The sequence below is a fragment of the Nocardiopsis sp. EMB25 genome, assembly GCF_026797795.1.
Taxonomy (GTDB): Bacteria; Actinomycetota; Actinomycetes; order Streptosporangiales; family Streptosporangiaceae; genus Nocardiopsis; species Nocardiopsis lucentensis.
Window position 1 is genome coordinate 4,399,590 of record NZ_JAMTDN010000001.1, and the last position, 23,015, is coordinate 4,422,604.

The window sequence follows — 23,015 nt, forward strand, 5'->3', positions numbered from 1 at the left end:
GCGCGGAACACACCTCAGAGGGCCCGGCCGAGGGCTTCGGTCAGCGCGACCGGGGTGACCTCCAGGCGGTCGAAGCGCCAGCCGTCCCCGGTGCGGCGCGCACGGTAGCGGTGGACCCCGGCCGCGAGGGCCTCCGTCGTGTCGTCGATGACGAAGACGGCGACGTCGTGGGCCCGCACCGCGGCGGTCTCACCGTCGACCTCGATGACGAGATTGGCCTTGGAGTGCATGGTCCGCTGGTAGCGGTCGTGGCCGGAGCGGGCGAGTTCGACGAGCGCGGGGATGCCGCGGGCCTCCCCGCGGAGGGAACGGACGACGACGTCCTCGGTGAAGAGCCGGTCGGTCTCGTCGCAGCGGCCCTCGTCGATCCACAGGCTGTGGCGGGCGACCAGGTCGGCCAGTTCGGCGCGGTCCGCGAGTTCACGGACCAGGGTCTCGGTGTCGGCCATGGTGACCCCTCAAATAGTTAGAATCACTAACGTTAACCTCGCGAACGAAAATACATCGTTAGTGTCCCTAACACAAGCGGGGTAGGCTGCCCGCATGGAGAGCGGCGACGAACTGCGATTCGACCACGGCGACCGGACCCCCGAGCGGCTCAGGGGCCAACTCTCGCGCCTCGTCGGGATGACGGCCGTCCAGATGCGGCGCGCCGCGGGCGACGCGCTCCGCGCGGTGGGCGCCCACAAGGACGACTTCGTGGTGCTCGCCGCCCTCGCCGAGTTCGGCCCCGCGAGCCAGGCGGCCCTCTCCGACCGCACCCGGATCTACAAGAGCGACCTCGTCGCGGTGCTCAACGCTCTCGCGCGCGGCGGCTGGATCCGCCGCGCGCCCGACCCGGCCGACGGGCGCCGCAACGTCATCACCATCACCGACGACGGCGAGCGTCGCCTCGCCGAACTCGACCGCGTCCTGGACGACGTCAACGAGCACATCATGGCCCCGCTCGGCCGCGACGAGCGCGCGCAGCTGTTCGCCCTGCTCCGCCGCGTCAACGACCATCTCGCCGGGGCGCCGGAGCGCGCGTGACCGCCGCGGCCGGGCGAGGGCTCAGCCGACGGCGTGGGGGTCGAAGTCGATCCCCGGGGGCATCGCCCGCTCGAGCGCGCCGGCGAACCGGTCGTCCCTGAGGTCGAGCTGGGCGCTGCCGAAGTCCGCCGACGTGAGGACGTCGCGGATGCCCGGCGGGAAGTGGTCCCAGCCCACCAGGTCCGGGTACTGCCACACGCCGTGGTGGTTCTCCGGCGGGTCGTCGTGCCCGGCGGCGAACCGGAAGGCGTGGGTGGACCAGCCGTCCTTGTGGTAGACGATCTTGGCGTGCGTGCCCTCCCACAGGACATCCGAGGCGGGGCGGGTGTCGTACTCGCCGTGCGCCGAGGCGGACACGTACCGCGCCTCGCCGCCCTGGACCCACACCACGACGTGCTCCAGGTCGTGCCGGTGCCCGCAGCAACCGGGGAGGACCTGGTCCTTCTCGAAGTACAGGGCGTACATGTACGCGCACCAGCCGCTGGCGTCGCAGCGGGAGCGGGAGTAGGAGTTCGTGTTGTCCAGGTCGTGGGCGTCGCGGCAGTTCCCGTTGAGCGCGCCGGAGGTGTTCAGCCCTCCGTTCAGGGTGCCGTCCGGGCCGATGGCGGGGGTGGGGTAGCAGCCGTCGGTGTCGTAGTCGAAGGCGGGCCGCCACCGCCCTTCGGCCTCGGTGTGACTCGTGGGCAGGGCGGACGGCGGGGCGGCGAGCGCGAGGACGAGGAGCAGTGATGCGAGGAGGGCGCGGGCGCCGAACCGCAGGGGGCGGGTCATGGGGGTCCTTCCGGCGGGGGGAACCGGTCACGCGCGGGGGCACGCGTCAGGGCGCACGTTACTCAGCGTGCCCGAGAAGGACAAGGAGTGTGACGGGGATTTCCCCCGGCGTTCGCTGGCGGGATCGGGCCCGGGGAACCGGGGCCCTCACCGAGCCGGATCAGACGGGGCCCTCGGCCGAGGCGCCTTCCGTCCGGTCCTCGTCCGCCCGCTCCTCGGCGTCCTCACCGTGCATCGGCATCTCGAACCACACCGCCTTGCCGTCCGGGGTGGGCCGCGAACCCCAGCGCGCGGCGAGCTGCTCGACGAGGTAGAGCCCACGCCCGCCCTCGTCGTCCGCGGCGGCGCTGCGGATGCGGGGCAGCCTCAGATCGTGGTCGAAGACCTCCACCCACACGGCGGAGGCGCCACGGCGCAGGCGGAGCAGGAACTCCTTCTCCGCCGGGTCCTCGTTCGACTCGTCGGTGGAGGCGGCCTCCTCCAGCAGGTCGGTCCAGTCCTCGTCGAACTCGTCGGCGACGCCGCCGTCGAAGGGGGTCTCGGAGTCCATGACCCCGTTGCCCGTGAACTCGCGGTGCACCGGATGCGGGGTGGCGTGGATGACGACGTTGGTGACGATCTCCGAGACCAGCAGGCACGCCAGCTCCGCCTGGTCGCGGTCCATCCCCCACTCCGCGAACGTGTTGGCGGCCAGATGGCGCGCCTCGCCCACGGTGGAGGCCTCGGACTGGAACCAGCCCTCGCGCAGCGCGAGCTCGTCGGAGTGGGTGCGCACGACCAGGAGCGCGGTGTCGTCGTCCATCTCGCCCGGCACGCTGTGCACGGCCGCCTCGGCGATCTGCTCGACGTCCTTGTCCGCGACCTCGGTGACGCGTTCGGCCAGGCGGAGGAGGGCCCCCTCCGGGTCTGGGCGCCCACCCGCCGGGCGCCGGTCCACCAGGCCGTCGGTGTACAGGACCAGGGTGGCCCCGATCGGGAGCCGCAGGTCGGCCTGGTGGTAGACGATGTCCTCGCCGGCGGCGCCGCGCGCGCGAACGCCCAACATGCGGTCGGTGACCTCCAGGTCGAGGGTCTCGACCGTGTCGGAGGTGACCAGCAGGGGCGAGGCGTGCCCGGCGTTGGCGTAGGACAGCTCCCGCGACCAGGCGTCGTAGACCATGTAGAGGCAGCTCACACTGGGGATCCAGGTGCCGCCGTCGCCGTCGGGCTGGCCGAGCTGACGGACCCACTCGTCGAGCTCGCGGAGGATGTCGGCGGGTTCGCGGTCGGCCTGGGCGAACGCGCGCAGGGCGGCGCGGAGCTGGCCCATGACGGCCGCCGCGTGCGGACCACGCCCCTCCACGTCGCCGATGACCAGGCCCACGCGTCCGGCGGACAGCGGGATGGCGTCGTAGAAGTCGCCGCCGACCTGGGTCTGCACGCCGTAACCGTGGGCCTGCAGCGGCCCGGCCGGCAGGTAGCGGTGCGCGACGGTGAGGCCGTCGAGCTGCGGGAAGCTGCTCGGCAGCAGACTGTTCTGGAAGGCCAGCGCGGTGCTGCGCTCCTCCTCGAACAGCCGGGCGTTGTCGATGGCCAGGGCCACGCGCGAGGCGATCGCGCCGACCAGGTCGCGGTCGAACCCACCGTAGGTGCTCTTCTGCCGGGGCGAGAGCCCGGACAGGGCGAGGGTCAGCACGCCGAGCACCTCGCCGCGCGCCCGCAGCGGGGCGGCGATCGCGGAGGTGACGCCGACCTGGCGGGAGACGAGGTTGGACCGGTCGTTGGGCGAGTTCTCCAGGAGGTAGTCGCCGCTGACCACGGTCTCCAGGCGGCGCAGGGCCTGGGTGACGAAGTGGCGTTCGGTGTAGTGGACCTCGTCGCCGACCTCGTACCACGTGCGCGCGGGCGGGGACCAGCCCTCGGCGTGCACCGAGACCTGCCGGACCAGGCGCTCGTGGTCGTACAGGTCGATGAAGCAGTGGTCGGCGAACTGCGGGACCAGGATGCCCGCCACGCCCTTGACCGTGGAGTCGAACTCCAGCGAGCTGGCCAGGCGGCTGCCGATCCGCTCCAGCAGACCGTACTGCTCCTCCACCCGGCCGCTGCGCAGGGCCTCGCGCGCGATCAGGGTGATGCCGTCGATCTCGCCTTCGTCATTGCGCAGCGGGACGGCCTGGGCGCGCACGTGGATCCAGTTGGCGTCGCCCTTGAGCACGGCGAAGGTGCCCTCCCACGGCTCACCGCGCAGGACGCGGCGGGCCAGTTGGGAGGCGTGTTCGCGGTCGGACTCGTGGATTCCGATGTCGAGCAGGGAGAGACCGACGTAGTCGCGGCCGTCGACGAAGCCGAAGAGCTCGCGGGCGAAGGGGTTCCAGTACCTGAGCAGGCTGAATCGGTCGATGACGACGATGGCGATCTGCGCCTGGTCCACCACGGCGGCCGTGGCGAGCGCGTCACTCTCCCGGAAGGGCTCACCCCACCGTGTCATCTAGCCGCCACCTCGCCGTCATGAGCTGCGCACATGCCCGCTCCCGGTACCCCGAACGACCGCACCTTGGGCCGAGCGTAGCAACACCGTCAACGTTCCCGCAGCGCATTGAGACAATCCCGATGTGCCACCAATCCACGTATACGAACGGTTCACGGTTTGGCGACGAAGATGTGTCCGGCGACATCCGCCGGAAGCTCGGCGGACCCGGCCTCACCGCCCGTGACGCGAACCCCGTCGTCCGAGGCGCGCAGGACCACTTCCTGATCCGGTTGTACCCCGGATCGGCGAAGGGTGAGCATGATGTCGGCGTCCGACTGCAACTGTTCACTGATACGCCGGACGGTGACGGTGATGTCGTCGTTGCCGGCGACGTCGATCATGGGAACGATCGAGTCGTCGGTGAACGGCTCCGGCGCGTAGTCCTCCAGCCCCAGTTCGTCGAGTCCGGGGATGGGGTTGCCGTGCGGGCACACCGAGGGGGCGTTGAGGAGGGTGACGAGCCGCTCCTCCACCGCCTCGGAGATGACGTGCTCCCAACGGCAGGCCTCGATGTGGACGTCCTCCCAGGGGAGGCCGATGACGTCCACGAGCAGGCGCTCGGCGAGGCGGTGCTTGCGCATGACGTGGGTGGCCAGCCGGCGGCCCTCCGCCGTCATCACCAGGTGACGGTCGTTTTCGACGCGCAGCAGACCGTCGCGCTCCATGCGGGCCACGGTCTGGCTCACGGTGGGGCCGCTCTGGTGCAGACGTTCGGCGATGCGGGCCCGAAGCGGGACGATCCCCTCCTCCTCGAGCTCGAAGACCGTCCGGAGGTACATCTCCGTGGTGTCGATCAGCCCGTGTGCGGTCAAGTCTCCCCTCCCAAGGCTCTGTGCCCGTCGCGTGGTCACGGCGGGCACGGCAGGTCTCTCACAACACAGGCCGGGGGTGCGTGATTCCCAGAGGCCGAGTGGGGACCGGGACGTCCGCAGGACCGCGGGAGCGACCACCGATACCGCAAGCATATCGCGACGGCACCGACCCGATTTTCGACGAGGTCTCACGATACGGACACGCTGCGCGAACGTGGATCCGGTCGGGACCCGGCGCGCGGCGGTCCGCCCCGGCGCGGCGGACCCCGCCGATCCGGGGTACGAGTCCCCGCGCGTGGGGTCGTGGTCTCCTGGGGCTCGTGCGCGGCCCCGGCCCGGGCCACGATATACCGAACGGGCGTACGAAGCGCCCTCGGAACGCCCGGGACGGCGGGAAAGAGCGGGAAGGAGGGGTTTGAGAGGGTGCGGGGAGCCGCTCGGAGGCCCGGGCCCCTCAGGGGCGATCCGCGCGGGGGCCCCTGAGGCGCCTCCTCAGGGGGCGAGCCGCTCGATCCGCCAGCCCCCGGCCTCGTCGGGGGTGTAGACGAAACGGTCGTGCATACGGTCGGCGCCGCCCTGCCAGAACTCCACCTCCTCCGGGACGAGCCGGTAGCCGCCCCAGTAGGCGGGGCGGGGGATCGGCTCGTCCTCGGCCCACACGTGATCGAACTCGCCGTAGAGGCGGTCCAGTTCGTCGCGGTCGGCCACCGGCTGGGACTGCCGTTCGCTCGCCCACGCCCCGATCTGCGACCCGCGCGGGCGGGAGGCGAAGTAGCGGTCGTTCTCCGCGTCCGACAGGCGGGTGACCCGCCCCGCGATGAGGACCTGGCGTCGGATGGCGTGCCAGGGGAAGACGACGCCGGCGCGCGGATCGGCGTCCAGGGCCTGACCCTTGCGGGAGGTGTAGTTGGTGAAGAAGCGCAGCCCGCGGCGGTCGTAGCCCTTCATCAGGACGGTGCGGGCGCGCGGCATCCCCGTGGCCTCGACCGAGGCGAGCACCATGGCGTTGGGCTCGGCGAGGTCGGAGGCGTAGGCCTCGTCGAACCACAGGTGGAACTGCGTCATGGGATGGTCGGCCAGGTCGGCTCGGCGCAAGGGGTCGCCCATGTACGGTTTCCGCAGTTCGGCAGGGTTTCGGTGGTCCACGTGGGGCATCCTCTCGCGTCACGCGTCCCCCGCGCCACCCCTGACTCGCGGGCTCCCGTCCGGGAACGAGGACGGTCGCGTGTGATTCCCCGTACCGCAGTCACGGATGTTCACGCCGCCAATCCACGCCCTGACCGGCGGTGTCAGGGGTGCCACCACTACCCTGGAGACCGTGACCGACGACATTCAGATTCCCGCGAACCTGCTGCCCTCCGACGGCCGTTTCGGCAGCGGCCCGTCCAAAGTCCGCCCGGAGCAGCTGGAGGCGCTGGCCTCCTCCGGCACCCGCTACATGGGCACCTCCCACCGCCAGAAGCCGGTGAAGTCCCTGGTGTCCCGGGTGCGCTCGGGTGTGAGCGACCTCTTCTCCCTCCCTGAGGGGTACGAGGTCGTGCTCGGCAACGGCGGCACCACCGCCTTCTGGGACATCGCCGCCCACGGCCTGCTGCGCTCCAAGTCGCAGCACCTGGCGTTCGGTGAGTTCTCCAGCAAGTTCGCGAAGGTCGCCGCGGGCGCTCCGTGGCTGGAGGAGCCCACCGTCGTCAGCACCGATCCGGGCAGCCACGGCGAGGCCGTCGCGGAGGCCGGTGTGGACGTGTACGCGCTCACGCACAACGAGACCTCCACCGGTGTGGCCGCCCCGATCAGGCGGGTGGCGGGCGCCGACGACGACGCGCTCGTGCTCGTGGACGCCACCAGCGGCGCCGGGGGTCTGCCGGTCGACATCGCCGAGACGGACGTGTACTACTTCGCGCCGCAGAAGAGCTTCGCGGCCGACGGCGGCCTGTGGATCGCGGTCATGTCGCCCAAGGCCCTGGCGCGCGTCGAGGAGATCGCGGCGGGCGGCCGGTACATCCCGGAGTTCTTCTCGCTGACCACGGCGGTGGCCAACTCCCGCAAGGACCAGACCTACAACACCCCGGCCGTGGCCACACTGCTGCTGCTCGCCGAGCAGCTCGAGTGGATGAACACCCGGGGCGGCCTGGAGTGGACGGTCGCGCGCACGGCCGAGTCGTCGTCGATCCTGTACGACTGGGCCGAGAAGTCCCCGGTGGCCTCGCCCTTCGTCACCGACCCGGCCAAGCGGTCGCAGGTGGTCGGCACGATCGACTTCAGCGACGACGTCGACGCCGCAGCGATCGCGAAGGTCCTGCGCGCCAACGGCGTCGTGGACACCGAGCCGTACCGCAAGCTCGGCCGCAACCAGCTGCGCGTCGCCATGTTCCCGGCCGTGGAGCCGGGCGACGTCCACAAGCTCACCGAGTGCGTGGACTTCGTGCTCTCGCGCCTGTCCTGAGGGGCACCGCCCGAGCGGCGCCGTCCGTCACACGGGGCCGACCGGTCGCCGGTCGGCCCCGTGCCGTGTCCGGGGGCGCGTGTCGGGCCGTGGGTGCGCCAGAGCCGGGGAGCGCTCGTCGGTCACGGTCGGAGCGGGGTGCGGCCTCGGGGAGAATGGGTCCTTCGGCCCCTCTCACGGGGCGGCCGTGATCCCCCAGGACTCTGTCGTCTAACTCCGCTTCCCAGGACGGTTCGGCTGTGCGCAGGAACAAGAAGGAACTCCCGATCACGATCATTTCGCACCGGGGGGCGTCGGGTCACCGCCCGGAGCACACCCTGGCCTCCTACGAGTTGGGGGCCAGGTACGGGGGCGACTTCATCGAGATGGACCTCGTCGCCACCAAGGACGGGAAGCTGATCTGCCGCCACGAGCAGGAGATCGGCGCGACCACCGACGTGGCCGAGCACCCGGAGTTCGCCGACCGCCGCACCACGCGGACGATCGACGGGCACGAGGTGGAGGGGTTCTTCGCCCAGGACTTCACCCTGGCCGAGATCAAGACCCTGCGCGCGGTGGAGCGGCTCCAGGACGTGCGCAAGATGAACGCGATGATGGACGGGTCCTACGAGATCCCGACCCTGGACGAGGTCATCGAGCTCGCGTTCGCGCTCACCGAGGAGCTGGGACGCCCGATCGGGATCTACCCGGAGACCAAACACCCCGCCTACCACGTGTCCCAGGGGCTGGAGCTGGAGCCGACGCTGATCGCGACCCTGCGCGAAGCGGGGCTGACCGGCCCGGAGCCGAGAGTTCCGGTGTTCCTCCAGTCCTTCGAGGCGGAGAGCCTGCGCAAGCTCGCCGAGACCGAGCTGCCCCTCGTCTACCTCATGGGCACCGAGGAGCACTGGCTGCACTACACCACCCCGGACGGCCTGGCGGAGGTCGCCTCCTTCGCGCACGCGATCGGCCCGCACAAGAGCCTGGTGATCCCGACCACCGAGGACGGCGACCTCGGTGAGCCCACCGACCTGGTGGCGAACGCCCACGAGGCGGGGCTGGTGGTGCACCCGTACACGTTCCGGAGTGAGAACCACTTCCTGCCCGAGCAGCTGCGCTCGGACGGCGAGCCGGGCGACTACGGGGGCTTCGCGGCTGAGTACGAGGCCTTCTTCGAGGCGGGGGTGGACGGGGTGTTCACCGACTTCTCCCGCCACGCCTTCCTCGTCCGGGAGCACTTCCTCACCCCGGAGGGGTAGGGCCCTGATTCCATAGAGCGTCCACCCCGGGGAGTTGCCGTTCGGCCGCCCGAACCCGGGCCGAGGCGGAGGCCCGGGACAACACTCACTGGACGTCGAACTCGTTGCCCTCGGGGTCGAGCATCGTGACGAGCGAGACACCGGGTTCCTCGATCGCGCGCACGGCGGTCGCGCCGAGCCCCTCCAGCCGCTCGACGGTCTCGGCGCGCCGCTCGGGCCCGACCCGCAGGTCGAGGTGGAGGCGGTTCTTCGCCGCCTTGCCCTCGGGGACCCGTTGGAAGAGGAGGCGTCGGCCCAGGCCGATGCCGCTGCCCTCCTGCACGGGGTCGTCGGGGTGGCGGATCGCGGCGAGGGTGATGAACGCCCTGCGCCCGTCCACCACGGTGTAGTCGTCCTCCCCGACCATGCCCGCCGCCTCCAGGCGGCCGATGAGCGCGTCGTTGTCCTCGGGCTCGTACTCCAGGGCCGCCGCCCAGAAGCGGGAGAGCGCGAGCGGTTCGGCGCAGTCCACGACGAGCTGCCAGTCCACGGCCATCGGTGGTCTCCTTCGGTTCGTCCGGGGGCTCCCCCGTGCCAGTGATTCCAGTTATACTGGTTACATGAACGCGAGCGCAACGGGCATACCGATGCACCCTCCGAACGGGGCGAGCTACCTGTTCGACCCGGGGGCGCTGTGCCTGGAACTGCTGACCACGGGCGGCCCCGACGAACTGGCCCGCTGGGAGGTTCTGCACGCCCCCGACGACCTGCGCGCCTGGCTGGCTGCGTGCCGCCTCCGCCTGAGCCCGTCGGACGTAGGGGTGGCGGAGGGCGACGTGGGCGACGCGCGCCGCCTGCGGGACGCGATCCTGCGCGTGACCCGCGCGGCGGCCCACGACAGGGCGCTGCCGGCGGAGGACGTGGCCGAGATCAACCGCTTCGCCGCCAAGGCGCCTCTGGCGCCGGAGATGGCCCCCGGGGGGACCGCCTCCTGGGCCTCCCCCGCCGACGCCTCACAGGCGCTGTCGACCGTCGCGCGCGACGCCGTCGAACTGTTCACCGGCCGCTTCGCCGACCGCGTGCGCGAGTGCGGCGGACACAACTGCCTGCTGCTCTTCGTCGACACCTCTCGGCCCGGACGGCGGCGGTGGTGCGCGATGGAGCGCTGCGGCAACCGCGAGAAGGTGAGGGCGCTGCGCGCCCGTCGCGAGAACCAGTAGGAGGATTCCATGGGAGAGGTCGGACTGACACGGGACGCGGGTTACCAGATCGGGGTGTCCCGGACGCTCCCCCTGCCCGCCGAGCGGGTGTGGCGGTTCATGACCAGCGAGGAGGGCCTGGAGCTGTGGCTCGGCCCGTCACCATCAATCGAGCTGCGCCGGGGTGGCGGCTACCGCACGGCCGACGGCGCCGAGGGCGAGGTGCGCGGCCTCCGCGAGGGGCCGCGCTACCACGTGCGGCTCACGCACCGGTCTCCGGACGGCGCGGAGACCACCGTGCAGGTCGCGGTCACCCCCAAGGGCGAGCGCTCGGTCCTGCGCTTCCACCAGGAGCGGATGGGCGGACCGCGGGAGCGGGCGAGGCGCCGCGAGCACTGGCGCCGGATCATGGACTCGGTGGAGGGGACGCTAACCCCGGCGGGCCAGTAGCACGATCCCGCCGATGACCAGCACGGCCACGCCCACGCCGCCCAGGATGAACGGCATCGCGCCAGCCCGGCCCGAGCCGCTGTCGGACGCGGACCCGCTCTCCGTCTCCGTCGGCTCGGCGTCCGTCTCCGCCGGTTCGCCGGACAGGTAGCGGTCGGGCAGCGGCACCCGCCACACGGGGGCGCCCACCCCCTCCGTCCCGGCCATGAGCGCGGTGCCGTCGGGGGTGAAGGCGATCGACTCGCCCTGCGTCGACTCCGGGAGCTCGAACGACCCCAGGGCGGTGCCCGGAACGCCGTCGGTGGCGTCGTAGACGTTCGCCCCCCAGTAGGTACGGATCACGTACCGCTCGCCGTCCGGGGAGAAGGCCGCGTCGGTGGCGAACAGCGGGGCTGAGTCGATCCGCTCCAGGGTGTTCACCCCGGCCGGGTCCAGTTCCTCGGGCGCCGCGTACACGCCGCCGGAGAACTCCTTGGACACCACGTAGAGACGGCCGTCACGGGGGTCGACCATCATCGACTCCGCGTCGCGCCCCCCGTCGGCGTAGACGAGGGTGATCTCCTCGGGTTCGACGGTGGCGTCGACGAGCGTCTCGGGTTCGGCGAACCGGTAGACGCTGACGTTCGGCCAGCTCCCGCCGAAGTTGTCGCCGATGTCGCCGACGAGCACCTCCGGGGTGCCGTCCGCCCCCTCGGTGACGGTGATCGCCTCCCAGTCGCGCAGCCGCACGGCGAGGGTGACCGTCGCGAGGGTCTCGCCGTTCTCGTCGACCGCGTACACCTCGGGCTCGATGGGGCCGCTGTCGTTGTGCGTCCACCACACGCCCTCGTGCAGCATGGACGGGGCGATCCCGCTCGACTCCGCGATCCCCGGGTCCTGGAGGGTGAACGCGGTCTCCGATCCCGCGGGCCCCTCCCCTCCGCGCGGGTAGTCCAGTCCGCCGGTACCGCCGTCGTCCGGTTCGGTCGTCGCGGCGGCGGCCGGTGTGGCCAAGGCCGCGACGAGGAGTGCGGCCACGGCGAGTGCGAGCGGTCGATTCATGGTCGCCATCCTGCCAGGGCCGCGCGACGCGGTGCTTGCACCCGTGGGGGAACGGGCACATGTCGCATACGGAGCGCCGTAAGGAGGGCCCATGAGGATCGTCGCCTGTCTCAACGGAGACCGCCGTCCCGGCGCGCATCCGGCCCTGCCCGTGTCCGTGGACCAGCTCGTGGCGGACGCGCACGCCGTCGTCGAGGCGGGTGCGACCGGCGTCCACATCCATCCGCGTGACTCCCGGGGCGCCGAGTCGCTCGAACCGCAGGTGGTCGCTCCGCTGATGGAGCGCCTGCGCGCCGAGGGACCGGACGTGCCCGTGTCGCTGACCACCTCCCTGTCCGCCGAGTCCGACCCCTGGCGCCGGTACGACCTGGTGCAGAGGTGGGCGTCGTCCGCGCTGCCCGACTCGGTGACGGTGAACCTGCACGAGGCGGGGTCGGTCGACCTCGTGCACCTGTTGGACGACCGCAGGGTCGCGGTGGAGGCCGGGGTGTGGACGGTGGAGGCGGCGCGCATCCTGGTCGCGACGAAGATCCCGGTGGCGGCGGTCCTGGTCGAACCGACCCAGGTCGCCGTGGCGGACGCGCGCGCGAACGCGGACGCGGTGATCTCGCTCCTGGACCGGGCCCGGCTGGACCGGCCGCGCATGCTGCACGGTGCTGACGCGACCGCGTGGCCGATGCTGGAGGCCGCGGCCGCCGCCGGTTACGACGTGCGGATCGGGCTGGAGGACACCATGCGGCTGCCGGACGGCACGGAGGCGCACGACAACGCGGCGCTCGTGGCGCACGCGGTCGGGCTGGTCTCGGCGACCGCGTGAGGGTCGCGGGGCGGCCCCGCGCGGCCGGGATCAGTTGAGGAGCGCTCCGAGGACGACGATGAGCATGATCGAACCGAGCACCACGGGCAGCAGCCAGCGCTGCTTGCGGTTGTTGGTGAGCATGCTCATGGCGTGTCCAGCTCCGGTGATCGGTCGGAATCGGTTTCCCAGCCTAACGCCCACCTCCGGACGGTTCGGTAGCGGTCGGCCGATCCCGGGCGACTCTCGACGAGGTGCACGTCACGCGCCCGCCAGCCGTTCTCGCGCAGGGCGCCGAGGGCGTCGAGGGTCCCGGTGAGGTCGCTCGGGGGGCGGCTCCGCGCGACCGTGACATGCGGCACGTAGGGTCGGCGCTCAACCGGGATCCGCGCCGAACGGGCGGCCCGGCGCATCCCTCGGGCGAGGGAGTCCAGGGCGTCGGTGTCACCGGTGACGCCCGCCCACAGGACGGACGAGCGCCTGCCCTTCGGCGGGAACCGGCCCCAGCCCTCGACGGCGAGGGAGAGCGGGCGGTGCTCCCGGGCCCGCGCGCCGATCGCCTCGGTGAGGTCGGGCAGCCGGTCCTCCTCCACCTCTCCCAGGAAGACCAGGGTGATGTGCCACCCGTCGCGCGCGGTCCAGCGCAGCCGGGGCGCGTACGACCGGCCGCGCTCGACCGCCTCGCCCAGGGCGTCCAGGGTCGCCGCCGGAGGGTTGAGCGCGAGGAAGAGTCTCATACCCCCGTCCTTCCCCGGCCCGCGGTGGAAAAGCCCGGGGAGGGCGCCGTGGCGGGGCCACCCCCCGACCCCCCTGCGGGGCGCCGGGCGCAACGGCGCCGTCAGGTGTCGTTGCGGCACACCCCGTCCTCGTCGCAGAAGGACGACACCGCCTCGTCGTGGACCTCCTCGATCGCGGCCCGCTCGTCCTCTGGGCCGACGGACAGCACCATGTAGGTGGTCGGACCCCCGAGGTCGAAGGCGGTGAGCAGCACCCGCCTGGGCCCGTGCTCGTCGTGGTCGTAGCCGTACTCGAACGTGGTGTCCCCGTCGGAGGCGTCCTCCTCCCAGGCGAATTCCACGTACCCGTCGTACTCGGAAACGTAGGGTCGCAACGTCCCGTCCACCACCCGCGCCGGAGGGTCGCCAGAGTCGTCCCACATGACCTGGAGCAGGTAGCGCTCGTCGTCGGTGGAGGTGTGGGTCACCCCGACGCCCGACTCGTCCTCGGTGCGCGCCCAGGACTCAGGCACGTACAGCGCGAACCCCTCGGAGTCTTCGTACCAGTCGAAGGGGTCGTCCTCGGAGAGGTCGTACCCCGTCTCGTCCGGATAGCTCAGGTCGTCGGCCGCGCCGTCATCCCAGGGCGTCTCCTCGTCCGCAGCGTCATCATCCCCGGAGAAATCCTCCTCCCCGAAAGCGCCGTCCGTCTCCCCCGTATCCGCGGCCTCGCCGACCTCGGCGAGAATCGCCACCGAGACGACGAGGAGGAACACGGCCGCAGTAACCACGGCGCCGATGATCAGGGGGCGGTCTCCGGGTGCCCTCCCGAAGCCGCTCGCGGACGGGAGCACCCCCTCCCCGCCCCCAGGAACGTCCTCCGCGGCGGGCCGCACCCAGCGTTGTGCCTCGACGTCCCATTCGGCTCCGCGCGTGTTGGTCACCGCCGTGTTCCCCGTCGTCATGTGCGGTCCTGGAGTTCGTCGGCCACTGGCGGGGCCGCTTCCAGGGCGTTGGCCAGGATGTCCATCAGGGGTCCCGTTCCCGTAAGGCTCCGCAGAATCAGGCTTCCGCTGCCGAACAGGCGGACCAGATGTTCCAGCAGCGTGCGCCCGATCCGCCCGGTGGCGCCGAACTCCCGCTCCGCCCTCTCCAACTCGCGGTCGACCGCCTCGACCTCGAACGTGCGCTCCCGCTCGCCCAACTGGCGGCGGACGTCGGCGATCCCCGCCAACAGCGCCTCAACAGAGGGGGCAGCGCTATGGACGGACGCGTCCACAGCCCTGCTGCGCGGGCCAAGTGCGGCGGCCCCGCCCGTGAGGTGCCCTCCGATCACCACCTGCCCCGGAGGCGCCGAGTTCAGCCGGGACGACGGTGCGGGCAGGTCCGCGGCTGTGGGTACGCCCTCCCTCCTGCCCCTGTCCTCCGCCTCGGCGTCGGGCCCCGTGGCGACGGAGCCGCCGATCATCGAACCGGCGATGTAGACCCCCGCGGTCCCCTCGGTCTCGCGGTCCCGGTCGTCACTGCTTTCAACCATGTTCCACCTCGGTGTTCTCAGTCACTGTCACGTTCGCGCCCGTGTGTACCGCCGCTTCTGGCCAGCGATCCCTGACCGGTGGCGATGGCCCCACCGGAGACCGAACCTCCGACGAAGACGCCGCCGCCGCTGATGTTGACGATCCGCCGCTGGAACTCGTCGGTCTCGTAACCCGCGTCCAGCAGCGCCTTGCGCACCCCCTTGGCCATCCGTTCCTCCACGGTCTTGACGTACCGGGCCACGTCCATCTCCTGGAACAGCGAGAGCCCACCGCCCGCCGCCCGTTCCCGGATACTCGCCCGTGGCCCCTCCACCCGGTTGCCGTCGGGGCGGTTGAGCCGCGTGCGCACCAGGGACGCCCCGGTCTGGATCAGCGACACGCATGCGATGAGTGACGCCGCCGGTCCGCTGAAGAGCGCGGAGAGCAGTCGGCGCGCCCCCTGGCCGGGGCCGAGCGGGGCCGCCTCCGCGATGGCGTCCGCCGCGAGGAACCGATCGTCGAGCGGCGCCAGCACGTGCGGGACGACCTCCAGGAGCAGCATCCCCCTGTGGGCGTGGGCGCGTACGTAGATCGTGGTGACCACGTGCTCCTCCCAGCCGCCGATACGGACGCGGAGGAAGTGTCGGCGCTGCTCGGCTCCCTCGTTGACCGCCTCGTCGATGTGTTCTGACGCGTCCTCGCACCCAACCGGAAGCTGCCCGCGTGTGTAGCCGAGGGGCAGCGGGCCGGGCAGGAACACGCACTCGGTGATCTCCATTCCCTTGAGCCGGTCCAGGCCCGCGCCCGTGTCCGACGTGGTCAGCGACTCCAGTTCCCGCCGCACGAGGTCGGTGACGAACCGCCCGTCGAGCCCACCCGTGGGCTGTCTCCCGTCGGCGGCGCGCAACTCCAGGGGAAGCGACCACGCGTCGAACGCGTTCCCGGCTCCGCGGAAGGGGCGGGCGGTGTCGTAGACGACCACGCGGGAGTGCTGTTCGCGAGCGATCATGTCGAGCAGCGGGGCGTACTTCGCGTCGACCTCGGGACCCGTTCCGGTGAATCTCCGCTCGCTCAGCTCGGTGGTCAGAACGCTCTCCACCGCGGTGCGGTACCAGGCGGCCACCCACGTCACCATGAGGAAGACGACGATGACGCCGAGTACCCCGAAGAACAGCGGCGCTGGCTCGGAGGGGGACGACTGGATGAAGGGCTGGGCGACGAGTGCCACGAGAACCGCCAGGACGGTCGTGACCGCGCACAGGCGGACCGCCCACCGGAGCAGGACGCCCAACACGGCGAATATTCCCCGTGTCCTCCTTCGTTCCGCCGTGTCCTCCAAGTAGAGGGCGGTGCTGCGTCCGGTAAGAAACCGGCTGAGCCAGGTGAACACGGCGAATCCCAAGACCAGGCGGCCCCCTATGTACACCCCGAGACTCATCCCCAACGTGATGTCCTCCCACAGCCCGTTCATCGCGCCCGGCACGGACACGAGGATCACGAACAGGAGGAGGACGGTCAGCCACAGCACCACCCAACTTCCGATGACCCGGAGCGCCGCCGTCGCCTCCATACGGCGAGCGCGCAGGCAGTGGCGCAGGACCGGCACCGCGTCGAACCCCAGGGACGGCGCCACGCTCCGCTCTGGGTGCTCGACCAACTCCTTGATGACGCCGTTGCGGAACCCCCGGTCGGTGTACGCCGCGGCGCACAGCAGGCGGGTCACCTCACTGCGAGCGTGGACGCGAACACCCGCCCCTCGTGTGTCAGGCATCCGGCACCTCCTCGAACACGATCGCGGTGTCGGGGCGCCCGCGCACCGGGGAGGCTGCCCGTGCGGGCTCCCCGTCCGGACCGCCGTCCCCGCCGTTCCCCGGCCGCACCGAGGGCCGGGGGACGTAGAGGTAGGCCTCCGCGCGGTACTCCTTCGCGGGAAGGTCGACCTCGGCCGCCCGGAAGAGGCGAGGCGCTAGGCCGACGTAGCCGCCGAGCACCGCGTCCTCGTAGACACGGCGGGTGAGCCCCGCGGTAAGGAAGGTGATGTCCGGGTCGGAGTCGGCCAGCGCCACGCGCAGCTCCGCTGCGTCCAGCAGGCGGTGCGTCTCGTTCATGGCCGTGCCGATGCCGTCGCCGCGTTCGTCTCCCCCGCTGTCCGGCAGCGGCCCCAAACCGATCGCCGCGCGCAGCCGCAGGCGCAGCGCCCGGTCCTCGAAGGCCAGCCCCGGCTGTATCTCACCCAGGACCTCCTGCAACTCTCCCAGGAGCGGATGGATCAGCAGGGGAAGGTACTCGGGAGGGACTCCGACCACGTAGCCGTCACCGGTGGACTGCGGAAAGGACGCGTTCCCCCACAACCGCTCCAGGCCGCTGTTGCGGAACGCCTCCTCAAGGACGTCCCGGATCGTGTTGCTGAGGATGCGCTGGTTGAACGACGACGTACGCGAGTACTTCTCGGCGTCCACCGCCAGGGTGGCGCGGAACGGGGGCATCGTTCGACTCGTGCGCCGTGCACGGCGCGGGATCTCCGCCTTCATCAAGGCTCCTCGGTCACGGAGAGGGCACTGTTCCCTCCGAGAGTCGCCCAGGGCGGCGTCGCGGAGTGTCCAGAACTGGACACTCCGGGGTCGTCAGCGCGAAGAACTGCGGGACCGCTCGTCGGGTTCCCGGCCCTCGGCCAGTCTCCCCAGCCGTTCGACGTCGCGGATCGCGATGAACCTCCGGCCGGTGCTGATCACCCCGAGCGCGCGCAGCCTGCTGAACTCGGCCGCGATCGACGCCCGGGACAGCCCGATGGAGTCCCCGAGCTCACGTTGGGTCAGCCCGAGTTCGAGTACGGCCCCTCGGTGGACCCCCTCCCGTTCCCCTCCTCCGTCGGGCCCCATCCGCGCGCCGATGTCACTCCCCATGGCGCGGGCGAGCCTCAGCAAGGTCGCCGCCAGCCGCTGCCCCGAGGGCAGACCGGCCATCTCTGCGCGCAGGGAGTCGCTCTCCTGCTGCCGCGTCACGATGTGCTCCCACAGGACGCGCTCCAGGTCCATCCGTTTGGCCAGGAGCCGGAACTGGGGTCCGCTCAGCACCCGGGTCAGACAGGGGCCGGAGGCGAGGACCGTCACCGTCCTGGGCAGGCCGGACAGCGCCGCGAACTCGCCCAGCGCCTCGCCGACCCCGCGCAGGGCGATCAGTGACTCCGTGCCTTCGGGTCGCACCATCATGACCTTGACGGCACCCTCCGCGAGCATGAAGACGGCGTCGCCCCGTTCTCCCTGCCGGAGGATCGGCTCTCCGGCGTCGAATCTCCGGGTGGCCCCCGCCTTGAGGAAACGCACCCACTGTTCGTCCGTCAACAACGCGCCAAAGCCTTGTCTGCCCACATCTCCCCGTTTCGGCCGATGGTCAGGGCTCGGCGTTGATGATCTCTCCCCCTCGTGTGGCGGCGCAGACGCGTATACCGAATCGGTATCCGACCGCGAGCTCACACCTGGGCGCCGGTCTCCTCGGAGGAGCGCCGGTCTCCGTCGTCCCCGTCCCTGGTCTCCGCCGGTTCCCCACCTGCAGAGCGCGACGTCCCCCGGCGGCCGCGGGGCCCGGGCAGCAGGTCCCGCGGCCGGACGCCCCTGGTCCGCGCCAGGAGCGCGCCCAGCACGGTGACGACCGCGATCGTCACCACGCCGCCGACCGTCAGGCTGGCCCGCGGGCCGAACCCGTCGGCGATCAGGCCGACGACGGGCGCTCCGAGCGGGGCCACGCCCATGAACACCAGCATGAACATGCTCATCACCCGGCCGCGCATCTGCGGGTCGACACTGAGCTGAAAGGTCGCGTTGAGGGTGGTCACATAGGTCATGAAGGCGATGCCCATCGGCACGAGCACCACCACGAACGACACGTAGCCCGGCATCACGGCCGCGACCACCTGGGAGACCCCGAACCCCAGCGAGCCCAACAGCACCAGGCTCAGCCTCGGCCGTTCGCGGCGGGCGGCGAGCAGCGCGCCGATGAGCGCGCCCACCGCCAGCGCGGCGGCGGCCACGCCGAAGGCGGCGGCGCCCGTCTCGAACACGTTGTTCACCATCAGCGCGATCTGGTTCTGCCCGTTCGCGCCGAAGAACTGCACGCACGCGGCCAGGACGAGCAGCAGCACGAGGTCGCGCCTGCCGCTGACGTACCGCAGGCCCTCGCGGATCCGTCCCTTGCCGCCCGCCACCGGGTCGGTCTTTTGGAGCTCGCCGGTGCGGATCATCAACAGCGCGACGATGGTGAAGCCGAACGACACCCCGTTGATCATGAACACCGGCCCGCTACCGATCAACGCGATGAGCAGGCCCGCGATGGCCGGTCCGGTGACCCGGCCGAGTTGGAAGCTGGCGCTGTTGAGCGCGATGGCGTTGCTGAGGTGGTCCCGGCCGACCATCTCCGGGACGAACGCCTGGCGCCCCGGGTTGTCCAGGACCGTGATGAGCCCCAGCCCGAAGGCGAACAGGTACACGTGCCACACCTGGGCGACCTCGGCCGTGGCGAGGACACCCAGCGCGAGGGCCAGCACACCCATGGAACCCTGCGTGAGGACGAGCATCCTTCGTTTGTCGAGGCGGTCCACCAACGCCCCGCCCCACAGCCCGAACAGGAGCATCGGCAGGAACTGGAGCGCCGTGGTCATGCCCAGCGCGATACCGCTGCCACCGCTCAGTTGGAGGACCAACCAGTCCTGGGCGATGCGCTGCATCCACGTCCCGGGGTTGGACATGAGCTGGCCGAACGCGTAGAGGCGGTAGTTGCGGACGGCCAGGGATCGAAACATCGTCAGGCGCGACATCAGCCCCTCACCGCCCTGTCGGGCTCGTGGTGCGGGGCCGTGGTGGTCGGGGCCGGGGGTGGGCTACACAATGGTAAACGGCGTTGACTCATCACTGGGGTCAACGCCGTTCACGACCACACGCATTCCCGTCGCCGGGACGCGGAGGGGATCAGCCGATGAGGGCGTAGATCGGGGCCTCCGCGAAATGGATCAGGAAGATCACCGAGATCACCCACAGCAGCGGGTGCACCTGGTTGGCCTTGCCCTGCACCAGGCGGACGAACGCGTAGGCGAGCAGACCGAAGCCGATGCCGTTGGCGATGGAGTAGGTGAACGGCATCATGATGATCGCCAGGAACGCCCCGATGCCGAGCGCCGGGTCCCGGAAGTCGATGTTGACCACCTGGGTCATCATCATGAAGCCCACCAGTACCAGCACCGGCGTGGCCGCCTCGAACGGCACCAGGGACACGAGCGGGGTGAAGAAGGTGGCCAGCAGCATCATGCCGCCGGTGACGATCGGCGCGATACCCGTGCGGGCGCCCTCACCGACGCCCGCCGCCGACTCGGCGTAGACCGTGTTCACCGAGGCCGAGCCGAGGCCGCCGAGGACGGTGCCGAGGGAGTCGGCGACCAGAACCTCGCGCGTGTTGGGCATGTTGCCGTCCTCGTCGACCAGTCCGCCCTCGTAGGCGACGCCGACCATGGTGCCCATCGTGTCGAAGAAGTCGGCCAGCAGCAGGGTGAAGAGCAGCATCAGGACCGTGGCGAAGCCGATGTCGCCCCACCGCCCGAGGACGTCGAGACCGCCGTCGGCGAACAGGCCGATGACACTGAGGTCGGGCAGGGCGGCGATGTCGCCGACACCCGCGGGCAGGCTCGGAACCGTCAGGCTCCAGCCGAGGCCGCCCTCGGCGTCACCGCCGCCGAACACGGTCTCCACGACGATCGCGACGACGGTCGCCAGGACGATGCCGATGAGCAGCGCGCCCTTCACCTTGCGCACGTACAGCGCGACGCTCACCAACAGGCCGAGCACGAAGACCACGATCGGCCAGCCGTTCAGACCGCCGTCGCCCAGCTGGACCGGGGTGCCCTCGCCGGCCTGCACGAACCCGGCGTTGACCAGGCCGATGAAGGCCAGGAACAGGCCCACGCCGACCGCGATCGCGGTCTTGATCCCCGGCGGGATCGCCGCGAAGACCGCGGTGCGGAACCCGGTGACCACCAGGATGAGCAGTAGGACGCCCTCGACGATGATCAGCAGGAAGACGTCGGACCACGGCATCAGCGGGGCGAGGCCGTAGGCGACGACCGCGTTGAGCCCCATGCCCGCCGCGATGGCGAACGGGTAGCGGCTGACCACGCCCATGAGGAGGCAGGAGATCGCGGCGACCAGGGCGGTGACGGCCGCGACCTGCGGAATGCCCAGGGTGTCGCCGTTGACGTCCGCGGCGGTGCCGATGATCAACGGGTTGAGAACGACGATGTAGGCCATGGCGAAGAAGGTCGCCAGACCGCCGCGGATCTCGGTCGCGATGTTCGAGCCGCGCTCGGTGACGCGGAAGAAGCGGTCCACAGGTCCCGAGGGGGCCTTGGACACATTGGGGGATGTGTTCGGTGTGCTCACGTCGTCAGCCTGACCTGGTCGCGTTACGGGACAACAAGGATTCTGGGCCAGGTTAGTTGCATGTTTGTACAACACAGGTCACTAATGACACTCATGTTTCATAGGAATCGCCATATGGTCGGATGATCGGCCGACACGGTGTGACCGAACGCACCCCACGAAGCGAGAGGCCCCCAACGGATAGCCTGGGTGCGTGCGCAAACCTCGCCAGCCCGACCCCGAAGTCCACGAGAGCGACTACCGCGTCCCCGCCGCCATCGGCACCGTGGCGTGGGTGATCGCCCTCGTCGTGCTGATCTCCATGGGCGACGGCCTCCCGAACACCGAACGCTGGTGGATCGGCGTCTGTGTGACCGGGATCGTCCTGGGCGTGTTCGGGTTCCTCTACATCCCGCGCCTGTTCCGCAAACGCGCCGAGGCCGCCGGACGCGCCGCCTCCCCCACCCGCGACGACGACCCCGGGCCCTCCTGATCCGCCCGCCGACCAGCGGGGCACTCTCGCGCCTGACCGATAATGGGCGGGTGTCTGAGACAGAATTCCCTCGCGCACTCGCCGACCGACTCCGCGGCATCCTCATCGACGCCGACTACACGGTGTCCGGCGTCCGTGACCGGCTCGGCGACGCCGCCGCACGGGCGCTGGCCCGTGAGGAACTGGTGCCCGCCCTGCGCGCCACCGGCGGGGACGAACGGCTCGGACTGCTGCTGCGGCTGTGGTGGCTCCAGACGCCCATCCCCGAACGGGCCGCGCGCGCCATCCTCCCCGTCGACGAACTCGCCGAGGCCGGACTCGTCACCGTCGACCGTGACACCGCGGGCGCGGACGGCCCCGTCGTGCGCGCCCTGGTCCACCTGGGTCCGTGGGAGTTGGAGGAGGGGCGCCCCGGATTCGTGGTCTCCGACCCGAAGGTCCGCCCGGGCAGCGGGACCGTCCCGCGCCCCGACCACGTGGTGGGCGCCGGGGGCGCGTCGGCGACGCTGTCCCAGCTCATCGTGGACGGCCCGGTCGAGCGTGCGCTGGACCTGGGCACCGGGTGCGGGGTGCAGGCGCTGCACCTGGCCGCACGCGCCCGCGAGGTGGTCGCCACCGACCTCAACCCGCGTGCCGTGCGGTTGGCGGGGATCAGCCTGGCGCTGTCGGGTGTCGGCGGGGCCCGGCTGGCGCAGGGGTCGATGTTCGAGCCGGTCGCGGACGAGCGCTTCGACCTCATCGTGTCCAACCCGCCGTTCGTCATCACGCCCGAGTCGGCGCGGTACACCTACCGGGAGTCGGACCTGCCCGGCGACACCGTCTGCGCCGAACTGGTCCGCCAGGCGCCCGCGCACCTGACCGACGGAGGCTGGTGTCAGCTCCTCGCCAACTGGGTGCACTCCGACGGCGACGACTGGGAGGACCGGGTCGGCGGCTGGGTGACCGGCACCGGCTGTTCGGGCTGGGTGGTCCAGCGCGACGTCCAGGACCCCGCGGAGTACGTGGAGCTGTGGCTGCGCGACTCCTGCGAGCACGGCACCCCCGAGTACACGCGCCGGTACGACGCCTGGCTGGACTACTTCGAGCGCGAGGGCATCAAGGGGATCGGGTTCGGCTGGATCAGCCTGCGCAACGACGCCGCCCAGGACGCCACCGTCCGGGTGGAGGAGCTGCGGCACGAGATCGAGCAGCCCGTCGGCCCGTACCTGCCGGACGTCGTGGACGGCGCGATGACCGCGCTGCGGCTCACCGACGCGGCCCTGCTGTCGGCGCACGTGGCCCTCGCGCCCGGGGTGATGGAGGAGCGCGCTGGGCGTCCGGGCGCGCCGGACCCGGAGAAGATCGTCCTGCGCCAGCGGGACGGGCTGCACCGGGTCGCGCGCATCGGCACGGTCGAGGCGGCCCTGGCCGGTGTGTGCGACGGCACCATGCCGGTCGGACCGCTGCTGGACGTGATCGCCGAACTGATCGGGGAGGACCCGGAGGTCGTCCGGGAACGCACACCCGACGCGCTGCGCACGCTCATCTCGGAGGGTTTCTTCCGGGTGGCCCGGTAGGAGGGGCGTTGTGGCCCGGTAGGAGGCGTTCTTCGGGGCCCGCCGCTTGGCCTCGTCCCGCCCGC

The 23,015-nt window shown here is 71.3% G+C and carries 23 protein-coding genes; 8 read left to right on the top strand and 15 right to left on the bottom strand.

What is annotated here, in order from left to right:
* Window positions 1–14: 14 nt before the first annotated feature.
* A complete protein-coding gene (locus tag KIK06_RS19135; protein ID WP_268644559.1) occupies window positions 15–449 on the bottom strand; it encodes a nuclear transport factor 2 family protein in 435 nt (144 codons plus the stop codon).
* Between the two features lie 94 nt (window positions 450–543).
* Between KIK06_RS19135 and KIK06_RS19140 the strand changes: the two genes are divergently transcribed.
* Window positions 544–1,029 (top strand): MarR family winged helix-turn-helix transcriptional regulator, encoded by a 486-nt coding sequence (locus tag KIK06_RS19140; protein ID WP_268644560.1) that lies wholly within the window; start codon window positions 544–546, stop codon window positions 1,027–1,029.
* 21 nt (window positions 1,030–1,050) lie between these two features.
* Here the strand turns inward: KIK06_RS19140 and KIK06_RS19145 are convergent, their stop codons facing one another.
* From KIK06_RS19145 to pdxH, 4 genes are all read right to left on the bottom strand, one after another.
* A complete protein-coding gene (locus KIK06_RS19145; RefSeq protein WP_268644561.1) occupies window positions 1,051–1,800 on the bottom strand; it encodes an NPP1 family protein in 750 nt (249 codons plus the stop codon).
* A 160-nt stretch (window positions 1,801–1,960) separates the two neighbouring features.
* Window positions 1,961–4,267: a SpoIIE family protein phosphatase gene (locus tag KIK06_RS19150; protein WP_268644562.1), complete on the bottom strand. Its 2,307-nt coding sequence runs from the start codon at window positions 4,265–4,267 to the stop codon at window positions 1,961–1,963.
* Between the two features lie 152 nt (window positions 4,268–4,419).
* Window positions 4,420–5,121: a metal-dependent transcriptional regulator gene (locus tag KIK06_RS19155; RefSeq protein WP_017599356.1), complete on the bottom strand. Its 702-nt coding sequence runs from the start codon at window positions 5,119–5,121 to the stop codon at window positions 4,420–4,422.
* Window positions 5,122–5,613: 492 nt separating this feature from the next.
* Window positions 5,614–6,267 carry a pyridoxamine 5'-phosphate oxidase gene (pdxH, locus tag KIK06_RS19160; RefSeq protein ID WP_268644563.1) on the bottom strand — a complete coding sequence of 218 codons (654 nt, stop codon included), beginning with the start codon at window positions 6,265–6,267 and terminating at the stop codon, window positions 5,614–5,616.
* Between the two features lie 172 nt (window positions 6,268–6,439).
* Between pdxH and serC the strand changes: the two genes are divergently transcribed.
* Together serC and KIK06_RS19170 are read left to right on the top strand one after the other, a co-directional pair.
* On the top strand, window positions 6,440–7,564 hold the full coding sequence (gene serC / locus KIK06_RS19165; RefSeq protein WP_268644564.1) for a phosphoserine transaminase: 1,125 nt from the start codon (window positions 6,440–6,442) through the stop codon (window positions 7,562–7,564).
* Between the two features lie 239 nt (window positions 7,565–7,803).
* Window positions 7,804–8,802 carry a glycerophosphodiester phosphodiesterase family protein gene (locus KIK06_RS19170; protein WP_017599353.1) on the top strand — a complete coding sequence of 333 codons (999 nt, stop codon included), beginning with the start codon at window positions 7,804–7,806 and terminating at the stop codon, window positions 8,800–8,802.
* Between the two features lie 85 nt (window positions 8,803–8,887).
* On the opposite strand, the gene KIK06_RS19175 is transcribed toward KIK06_RS19170, so the two are convergent.
* Window positions 8,888–9,337, bottom strand: a complete 450-nt coding sequence (locus KIK06_RS19175) for a VOC family protein (protein ID WP_268644565.1) — start codon at window positions 9,335–9,337, stop codon at window positions 8,888–8,890.
* Window positions 9,338–9,401: 64 nt separating this feature from the next.
* Here KIK06_RS19175 and KIK06_RS19180 point away from each other — a divergent pair, with 64 nt between their 5' ends.
* Window positions 9,402–10,001 carry a CGNR zinc finger domain-containing protein gene (locus KIK06_RS19180; protein ID WP_268644566.1) on the top strand — a complete coding sequence of 200 codons (600 nt, stop codon included), beginning with the start codon at window positions 9,402–9,404 and terminating at the stop codon, window positions 9,999–10,001.
* A gap of 9 nt (window positions 10,002–10,010) precedes the next feature.
* Window positions 10,011–10,430, top strand: a complete 420-nt coding sequence (locus KIK06_RS19185; protein ID WP_268644567.1) for an SRPBCC family protein — start codon at window positions 10,011–10,013, stop codon at window positions 10,428–10,430.
* Here KIK06_RS19185 and KIK06_RS19190 read toward each other — a convergent pair.
* Window positions 10,410–11,471, bottom strand: a complete 1,062-nt coding sequence (locus KIK06_RS19190) for a hypothetical protein (protein WP_268644568.1) — start codon at window positions 11,469–11,471, stop codon at window positions 10,410–10,412. The genes KIK06_RS19185 and KIK06_RS19190 overlap by 21 nt on opposite strands.
* A 91-nt stretch (window positions 11,472–11,562) precedes the next feature.
* Here KIK06_RS19190 and KIK06_RS19195 point away from each other — a divergent pair, with 91 nt between their 5' ends.
* Window positions 11,563–12,288: a 3-keto-5-aminohexanoate cleavage protein gene (locus KIK06_RS19195; RefSeq protein ID WP_268644569.1), complete on the top strand. Its 726-nt coding sequence runs from the start codon at window positions 11,563–11,565 to the stop codon at window positions 12,286–12,288.
* A gap of 125 nt (window positions 12,289–12,413) precedes the next feature.
* On the opposite strand, the gene thpR is transcribed toward KIK06_RS19195, so the two are convergent.
* From thpR to KIK06_RS19235, 8 genes are all read right to left on the bottom strand, one after another.
* Window positions 12,414–13,004: an RNA 2',3'-cyclic phosphodiesterase gene (gene thpR / locus KIK06_RS19200; protein WP_268644570.1), complete on the bottom strand. Its 591-nt coding sequence runs from the start codon at window positions 13,002–13,004 to the stop codon at window positions 12,414–12,416.
* A gap of 101 nt (window positions 13,005–13,105) precedes the next feature.
* On the bottom strand, window positions 13,106–13,948 hold the full coding sequence (locus KIK06_RS19205; protein ID WP_268644571.1) for a hypothetical protein: 843 nt from the start codon (window positions 13,946–13,948) through the stop codon (window positions 13,106–13,108).
* Window positions 13,945–14,520, bottom strand: a complete 576-nt coding sequence (locus KIK06_RS19210) for a hypothetical protein (protein WP_268644572.1) — start codon at window positions 14,518–14,520, stop codon at window positions 13,945–13,947. Before KIK06_RS19210 ends, KIK06_RS19205 begins: the two co-directional genes overlap by 4 nt.
* A gap of 17 nt (window positions 14,521–14,537) precedes the next feature.
* Window positions 14,538–16,271 (bottom strand): hypothetical protein, encoded by a 1,734-nt coding sequence (locus KIK06_RS19215; protein WP_268644573.1) that lies wholly within the window; start codon window positions 16,269–16,271, stop codon window positions 14,538–14,540.
* Window positions 16,264–17,031, bottom strand: coding sequence for a hypothetical protein (locus KIK06_RS19220; protein ID WP_268644574.1), 768 nt, complete (start codon window positions 17,029–17,031; stop codon window positions 16,264–16,266). The genes KIK06_RS19215 and KIK06_RS19220 overlap by 8 nt, the downstream gene beginning before the upstream one ends.
* 93 nt (window positions 17,032–17,124) lie before the next feature.
* A complete protein-coding gene (locus KIK06_RS19225) occupies window positions 17,125–17,841 on the bottom strand; it encodes a Crp/Fnr family transcriptional regulator (protein WP_268644575.1) in 717 nt (238 codons plus the stop codon).
* 128 nt (window positions 17,842–17,969) lie between these two features.
* Window positions 17,970–19,310 (bottom strand): MFS transporter, encoded by a 1,341-nt coding sequence (locus KIK06_RS19230; protein WP_268644576.1) that lies wholly within the window; start codon window positions 19,308–19,310, stop codon window positions 17,970–17,972.
* A gap of 151 nt (window positions 19,311–19,461) precedes the next feature.
* Window positions 19,462–20,922, bottom strand: a complete 1,461-nt coding sequence (locus KIK06_RS19235; protein WP_268644577.1) for an NCS2 family permease — start codon at window positions 20,920–20,922, stop codon at window positions 19,462–19,464.
* Between the two features lie 193 nt (window positions 20,923–21,115).
* Here KIK06_RS19235 and KIK06_RS19240 point away from each other — a divergent pair, with 193 nt between their 5' ends.
* The gene (locus KIK06_RS19240) at window positions 21,116–21,394 is read left to right on the top strand and encodes a DUF2530 domain-containing protein (RefSeq protein ID WP_268644578.1); all 279 of its coding nucleotides are present in this window, start codon (window positions 21,116–21,118) and stop codon (window positions 21,392–21,394) included.
* Between the two features lie 50 nt (window positions 21,395–21,444).
* Window positions 21,445–22,950: a class I SAM-dependent methyltransferase gene (locus KIK06_RS19245; protein ID WP_268644579.1), complete on the top strand. Its 1,506-nt coding sequence runs from the start codon at window positions 21,445–21,447 to the stop codon at window positions 22,948–22,950.
* The last annotated feature ends 65 nt before the right edge of the window (window positions 22,951–23,015 follow it).

Coding starts and splice junctions, on each gene's coding strand:
- KIK06_RS19180 (WP_268644566.1), top strand. CDS start 9,402: ATGAACGCGAGCGCAACGGGCATACCGATGCACCCTCCGAACGGGGCG.
- KIK06_RS19215 (WP_268644573.1), bottom strand. CDS start 16,271: ATGCCTGACACACGAGGGGCGGGTGTTCGCGTCCACGCTCGCAGTGAG.
- KIK06_RS19230 (WP_268644576.1), bottom strand. CDS start 19,310: ATGTCGCGCCTGACGATGTTTCGATCCCTGGCCGTCCGCAACTACCGC.
- KIK06_RS19195 (WP_268644569.1), top strand. CDS start 11,563: ATGAGGATCGTCGCCTGTCTCAACGGAGACCGCCGTCCCGGCGCGCAT.
- KIK06_RS19185 (WP_268644567.1), top strand. CDS start 10,011: ATGGGAGAGGTCGGACTGACACGGGACGCGGGTTACCAGATCGGGGTG.
- KIK06_RS19190 (WP_268644568.1), bottom strand. CDS start 11,471: ATGAATCGACCGCTCGCACTCGCCGTGGCCGCACTCCTCGTCGCGGCC.
- KIK06_RS19205 (WP_268644571.1), bottom strand. CDS start 13,948: ATGACGACGGGGAACACGGCGGTGACCAACACGCGCGGAGCCGAATGG.
- KIK06_RS19140 (WP_268644560.1), top strand. CDS start 544: ATGGAGAGCGGCGACGAACTGCGATTCGACCACGGCGACCGGACCCCC.
- KIK06_RS19150 (WP_268644562.1), bottom strand. CDS start 4,267: ATGACACGGTGGGGTGAGCCCTTCCGGGAGAGTGACGCGCTCGCCACG.
- KIK06_RS19135 (WP_268644559.1), bottom strand. CDS start 449: ATGGCCGACACCGAGACCCTGGTCCGTGAACTCGCGGACCGCGCCGAA.
- thpR (WP_268644570.1), bottom strand. CDS start 13,004: ATGAGACTCTTCCTCGCGCTCAACCCTCCGGCGGCGACCCTGGACGCC.
- KIK06_RS19210 (WP_268644572.1), bottom strand. CDS start 14,520: ATGGTTGAAAGCAGTGACGACCGGGACCGCGAGACCGAGGGGACCGCG.
- KIK06_RS19220 (WP_268644574.1), bottom strand. CDS start 17,031: ATGAAGGCGGAGATCCCGCGCCGTGCACGGCGCACGAGTCGAACGATG.
- KIK06_RS19145 (WP_268644561.1), bottom strand. CDS start 1,800: ATGACCCGCCCCCTGCGGTTCGGCGCCCGCGCCCTCCTCGCATCACTG.
- KIK06_RS19175 (WP_268644565.1), bottom strand. CDS start 9,337: ATGGCCGTGGACTGGCAGCTCGTCGTGGACTGCGCCGAACCGCTCGCG.